The following is a 6,334-nucleotide window of genomic DNA, read 5'->3' on the forward strand; positions in this document are numbered from 1 at the left end:
GCAAAATTAATTACACATATCTAACCCCCTCTTGCCTTTTGCCTCTTGCATGAGTGCCTATCTTTACTAGGAAATTAATTTTGCACGACTACTTATTATACGCCGCGAGCGGCGGGGAATTAGACCCGAAGAGATTAAAAAGACGAGGCTATGGCTTTAGAAACTTTCGGAATTTTTGGGGTAGAAGTATGTTATCTTGGCATCTTGTCTGTTGATTTAGCATAAATAGTAACGAAGAGCCATCTTATAATTCATTTGAGAATTACCGATGGGATGACCTGCTGTCTTGATTATAGCGTTTTTCAGTCTGCTGAGGTACAAAAGTTATGGGTTTTAGGCAAAAGGCAAGAGGCAAAAGGCAAAGGGGAAGAAAAACAGGTGTACCTCACTAGCTTAGGAAACGCTATATATTAGACTTTATAGCCGCTCTTGTCGGTTGGATTGACCTAAGGAAACCCAGTACACATTAGATAGGGTTTGCCGAAAAAGCTTTTCGTGGGGTTAGGAGTCAGTCCCGATGAAAAAATTTTCACCCCCACAGATGAAAGAGGTTTCTTTCCCTACACCCTCTTTCAAGTCAGTCTTCAGTATCCAGTATTCAGTGATCAGATGCGGGTTTTTCAGTTCACTGTTCACAGCGAAAAACTCCCCACTTCCCCACTTCCCCAATCCTCTATACCTTTTAAACAGGATTTAGTATTAGCCTGTATCAGCATTTCTGATTCTATAGTTAAGTTTGGCTAATAACAACTTATTTTTAGTCGCTTGTCAAGCCCCTATTATAATTTTTAATCTTTGATCCTTAGTCCGATTTAACATTGATATTAAAAATCTAGTTTTTTGTAGCGAAGAAAACAGTTTTATTAACCATTATCTGCATACATAGAGGGAAATCGAGGAAGGCTGATAATCCCTGAAAGCCTTGTCAATACTAGCATTATTCCCCCTCGAAATTTCACTAATTCCCTAAGTTTTCCTAATCTTGCCCCCCTCTAGGAGACAAAAAATTAAAAACTTTTCATCGTAACTTAGTTTTTAGCGCAAGTCAACCCTTTATTTAAATTTTTGATTCTCTTGCCCGATAACGATATAAATTCTTGTAATGACCAACCAATTTTCCGTGATAGGGTTGAACAGAACGCAACCAAGTTAGCTTTGCAAGCAAAAAGGAATGTTAGCAAATTCCTTCAGCTTTGCATTGGGAACTTGCTAACGCACAATAAGAAAGTCTATGAATAAACAACTGATCAACAAACTACAAGCTGTAACTGCCCTTACCGTAGTGGGGACTACAGCCTCGATAATTTGTTCCCAGACAGCAGGACACAGCAACAGCCTGACGGATATTAGCGTAGGTCGTCAAACTGTTATCGAGTCAACTACTCAAACCGTTCTGTCCGCTTTTTCTAATAGTCGAACATTCGATTCAGATATTAAAGTATCACGTTCGGTTCAAGATAATGCTAACGAAATTCTAAAAACTTTGGAGTCCCTAGTGGACAAAGAAAATACCGTCCCAGCAAGCGTTACACCCCGAACCCAAGAGGCCATTCCTTCGACGATACAACCCCAATCACAACCCAATCAAGTCAAGCCGGTTCCGGCCAGCAATCCTGCCTCAGTGACAACGCCGGAGAAGCCAAAAACAACCCAAGGGACAAAAACCAGCAGTCGCCCCCGTAAACGGGGAATGGCCTCTTGGTATGGTCCCGGTTTCCATGGTCGTCGCACTGCTAGTGGTGAGACTTTTAACTCTGGTGGTTTAACTGCCGCTCATCGCTATCTGCCTTTCGGTACTAGGGTTAGGGTAACTAATCTGCGTAATGGGCGATCGGTGGTGGTGCGAATTAACGATCGCGGTCCGTTTAGCGGTGGTCGCGTCATCGATCTTTCCAGAGGTGCGGCAGCGATTATCGGTGTCTTCCAATCGGGAGTTGCCCCAGTGGTCTTGGAAGTTTTAGGCAGATAATCAGTTATCAGTTATCAGTAAACAGTTATCAGTAAACAGTAAGCAGTGAAAAGACAGCACTGTTAATGCTACTCAATACCCCTCACTCAATAATGCGTCTTGGAAAATTCAGTACAAATGATCGGGATTCCTCCTTATCCCTGACTTGAAAGAGGGTGTAGGGTGTGGGGTGTGGGGTGTAGGGAAGGAAACCTCTTTCATCTGTGGGGGTGAAAATTTTTTCATCGGGACTGACTAAAAACTCACATCTGATCAGTGATCAGTGATAACTGGTAACTGGTAACTGATAACTGGTAACTGATAACTGATAACTGATAACTGATAACTGATAACTGATAACTGCTATAGTGATCCTATTGGGATTTGACGGGGTTTATGTTAGAAATTAACGATTTATCGGTTAATTATGGCGGAATAAAGGCATTACAGCAGGTTAGTTTAAGGGTAGAAACGGGGGAAATTGTCACCCTGATTGGAGCGAACGGAGCAGGAAAAACGACGACTCTAAAGACGATATCTCGGATTTTAACGGCAAAGACGGGGCGAATCATTTATCAGGGTCAAGATATTACCCATTTACCACCCCATGAAATCGTTAAGCGGGGAATCGCCCATAGTCCGGAAGGGAGAAGAATCTTAGCGCGTCAAACAGTCTTGACAAATTTGCAGTTAGGTGCTTATACGAGAAGCGATCGCCTAGGAGTAAAAAGCGATATCGAAGAGCAGTGGCAACTTTTTCCCCGACTATCGGAGCGCCGAGAGCAGTTAGCGGGAACCCTAAGCGGTGGGGAACAACAGATGCTGGCGATCGCCAGAGCTTTAATGAGTCGTCCCAAGTTATTGTTACTAGACGAACCCAGTTTAGGACTAGCGCCGCAGATAGTGCGAGAAATATTCAGTATTATCCGTAAATTAAACGAATCGGGAGTAACTATCCTGTTAGTGGAACAAAACGCCAATTTAGCCCTAGAAACTGCCAATCGCGGCTATGTTTTGGAAGCGGGACGCTTGACTATTGCGGGAGAAGCCGGGGATTTACTCAGGGATGAGCGGGTCAAACAGGCCTATTTGGGTTAATCGATGATGATGCGGCAACTATAGATAAAATCCTATGGTAAAGGTAGGAGAAAAAATATTCACAAAATTTTACAAAGTCGCATAAAATGAACACATAACGAAATAGGTATTTTTTCTTACTGCCATGCTAACGGCTAACTTCCCCTGGCTCACTGCCATCATTTTGCTCCCCTTGCTTGCCTCCTTCCTAATCCCTGTAATCCCCGACAAGGAAGGAAAAACCGTTCGTTGGTTCGCTCTTGGAGTCGGACTAGCAGACTTTATATTAATGTGTTACGTCTTTTTACAAAAATATGATTTAAGCAACCCCAACCTACAATTAGTAGAAAAAATCGATTGGGTTCCCCAAATTGGTTTAAGTTGGGCGGTGTCGGTGGATGGTATCTCGGCACCGTTAGTTTTATTAGCAGGATTGGTGACAACCCTTTCTATCTTGGCCGCGTGGCAAGTGGACCGCAAACCCCGTTTATTCTACTTCCTGATGCTGTTGCTCTACGCCGCTCAGATTGGTGTTTTCGTCGCCCAAGATTTATTATTATTCTTCTTAATGTGGGAAATCGAGTTAATTCCCGTTTATCTACTCGTTTCCATCTGGGGTGGCCAAAAACGTCGTTATGCCGCCACTAAATTCCTACTCTACACCGCCGCCGCTTCTATCTTCATCCTCGTTGCTGGTCTAGCCATGGCTCTTTACGGTGGTGGTACGATGACCTTTGACATGGCGGAATTAGGATTTAAAGATTATCCCCTCGCTTTAGAATTAGTCCTTTACGCTGGTTTATTAATCGCTTTCGGGGTCAAACTCGCCATCTTCCCCCTCCATACTTGGCTCCCCGATGCTCACGGTGAAGCTTCTGCACCTGTATCGATGATTCTCGCTGGTGTTCTCCTCAAAATGGGTGGTTATGGTTTAATCCGTCTTAATATGGGGCTTCTACCCGATGCACATATCTACTTTGCTCCGATTCTAGCGATTCTCGGTGTCGTTAATATTATCTACGGTGCTTTCGCTTCCTTCGGTCAACAAAACATGAAACGCCGTCTCGCTTATTCCTCGGTTTCACACATGGGATTCGTCCTTTTAGGGATTGCTTCCTTTACCGATGTGGGTATTAGCGGCGCTATGTTACAAATGCTCTCCCATGGTTTAATTGCCGCCGTCTTATTCTTCCTTGCTGGTGTCACCTACGACCGCACCCATACCTTAGCTTTAAACGAGATGGGTGGGATTGCTCAAGCGATGCCGAAAGTCTTCGCTCTCTTTACTGCTGGCGCCATGGCTTCCCTAGCGTTACCCGGAATGAGCGGTTTTGCCAGTGAAATTACTGTATTTATCGGTGTCACTAGCAGTGACGTTTATAGCCAAACCTTCCGGGTTGTGACTGTTTTCCTCGCTTCCGTTGGTTTAATCCTCACCCCGATTTATCTACTCTCCATGCTTCGTCAAGTTTTCTACGGAGATGGTTCTTCCTGCGATATTACTAACATTACCCCCAACAAAAGCAACGAACAAGCAGTTTGTTTTGGTACTAGCTGTGTCCTTCCTGACGAATCAGAATATATTGACGCTAAACCCAGAGAAATCTTTATCGCTGTCTCTTTCCTCGCTTTGATTGTCGCTATCGGTTTTTATCCCCAACTGGCTACCCGTATCTACGATGTGAAAACGGTGGCAGTTAACTCGGAAGTGCGTCAAGCTTACACAGAAATCGCCGCTACTCGTCAAAATATCTACGCTGAAACTCAACCCGACGTAAGCGCCAAAGTTGCCAGTATATTCCAATAAATTGGCAAGTCCAAAGTGAATAGGTTATCAGGAGTGGAAATTCTGCTCCTGATTTTTTTTGGCGAGGAGAAAGATGCGAGCATTTATACTAAAATCTAAGGTAGCCGGTTTAATATCGTCTCTGGGATCAAAACGGAAGCTTAGAATAGAGAAATATGTGGACTTTTATTGATTTATTTGCCGGTATAGGAGGATTTAGAATCGCCCTAGAAAATCTCGGTTGTCAATGCGTTTTTTCTTCGGAAATCGATCCTCACTCCCAAAAGGTTTACTTGGCTAACTATGGTCATTTACCCGATAATCAAGACATCAGAAAATTAGAGGCAAAAACTGTACCCGATCATGATATACTCTGTGGCGGGTTTCCCTGTCAAGCCTTTAGTATCGCCGGCAGAAAACACGGTTTTGAAGATGCACGCGGAACCTTATTTTTTGAAGTTGCCCGGATCTTACACGAAAAGAAACCGAAAGCTTTTATCTTAGAAAATGTCCAGGGTTTAGTTCACCATGATCGAGGTAAAACTTTAAAAACTATTTTAGATATACTAGAAAAGGATTTGCATTATTTTGTCCCTAGTCCCCAGATTTTAAATGCCAGATATTTTGGGGTTCCTCAAAACCGTCCCCGAATTTTTATCGTCGGTTTTCGAGAGGATTTGAATATTTACCATTTTTCCTATCCTCAACCAACCCATCAAGAAACTTGTCTCAAAGATATCCTAGAAGAAAAGGAAGTCAGCGTTAAATATTATCTCTCTAATCAGTATTTAGAAACTTTGTTTAAACACAAAGCTAGACACCAACATAAAGGTAATGGTTTCGGTTATGAGATTATTTCTCCCGATGGTATCGCTAATGCTATTGTGGTGGGAGGTATGGGAAAAGAAAGAAATTTAGTTATCGATCAAAGACTGACTAATTTTACTCCCGTTACTCGCATTAAGGGAGAAGTAAATAAATTATTTGTCCGCAGAATGACCCCCAGAGAATGGGCAAGATTACAGGGATTTCCCGATAGTTTTCAGATTGTTGTCAGCGATGTCCAAGCTTATAAACAGTTCGGCAATTCTGTGGCCATTCCCGTGGTAAAAGCGGTGGCAAAAGAGGTGATTAAAGCTTTAGATTTATCCAGAGATTCTCAAGAAAATATCAGGGTTAAAGACCTACAGGGGAGACAATTAGAGTTATTGTCAATCTGAGGAACAATAGCGATTTTTTTCTAGGGTTTTGCGTATATTAATAATAGTTATTATTCCCTCGATAAGTAGCTGGTTATAATTAAATTAAAAATGGATTTTAGGTTCGATCCCCCCTGCCCCCCTTGATAAGGGGGGTGCCGATAGGCGGGGGGATCCCCCCTTAATCCCCCCTTAATAAGCTATCCCTTATAGGGATCTTTCTTAACAATTTTTGCAGTAAGCACTCCAACCCTTATCCTGACTTGATTTCAGTTTTTTCTTTGTCAGTAAGGGTGTCAACAAGGAATATTACAAATTGTTAAC

Annotated in this window: 5 protein-coding genes; all 5 read left to right on the forward strand. The window is 42.7% G+C overall.

Annotated elements, in window-relative coordinates; translation table 11 throughout:
* Positions 1-477: 477 nt before the first annotated feature.
* The 5 genes from IM496_RS15330 to IM496_RS15350 all read left to right on the forward strand — a co-directional run bounded on the left by IM496_RS15330 (position 478) and on the right by IM496_RS15350 (position 6,031).
* Positions 478-744 (forward strand): hypothetical protein, encoded by a 267-nt coding sequence (locus IM496_RS15330; protein ID WP_228009690.1) that lies wholly within the window; start codon positions 478-480, stop codon positions 742-744.
* A 487-nt stretch (positions 745-1,231) separates the two neighbouring features.
* Positions 1,232-1,969 carry a septal ring lytic transglycosylase RlpA family protein gene (locus tag IM496_RS15335; protein WP_104397732.1) on the forward strand — a complete coding sequence of 246 codons (738 nt, stop codon included), beginning with the start codon at positions 1,232-1,234 and terminating at the stop codon, positions 1,967-1,969.
* A gap of 375 nt (positions 1,970-2,344) precedes the next feature.
* Positions 2,345-3,046, forward strand: coding sequence for an ABC transporter ATP-binding protein (locus tag IM496_RS15340; protein WP_287662446.1), 702 nt, complete (start codon positions 2,345-2,347; stop codon positions 3,044-3,046).
* A 124-nt stretch (positions 3,047-3,170) separates the two neighbouring features.
* The gene (locus tag IM496_RS15345; protein WP_149106571.1) at positions 3,171-4,832 is read left to right on the forward strand and encodes an NAD(P)H-quinone oxidoreductase subunit 4; all 1,662 of its coding nucleotides are present in this window, start codon (positions 3,171-3,173) and stop codon (positions 4,830-4,832) included.
* Between the two features lie 155 nt (positions 4,833-4,987).
* Positions 4,988-6,031, forward strand: a complete 1,044-nt coding sequence (locus IM496_RS15350) for a DNA cytosine methyltransferase (protein ID WP_287662447.1) — start codon at positions 4,988-4,990, stop codon at positions 6,029-6,031.
* Positions 6,032-6,334: the final 303 nt, after the last annotated feature.

It is taken from the genome of Microcystis sp. M049S2 (assembly GCF_020245625.1).
In the GTDB taxonomy this organism is placed as follows: domain Bacteria; phylum Cyanobacteriota; class Cyanobacteriia; order Cyanobacteriales; family Microcystaceae; genus Microcystis; species Microcystis ichthyoblabe_A.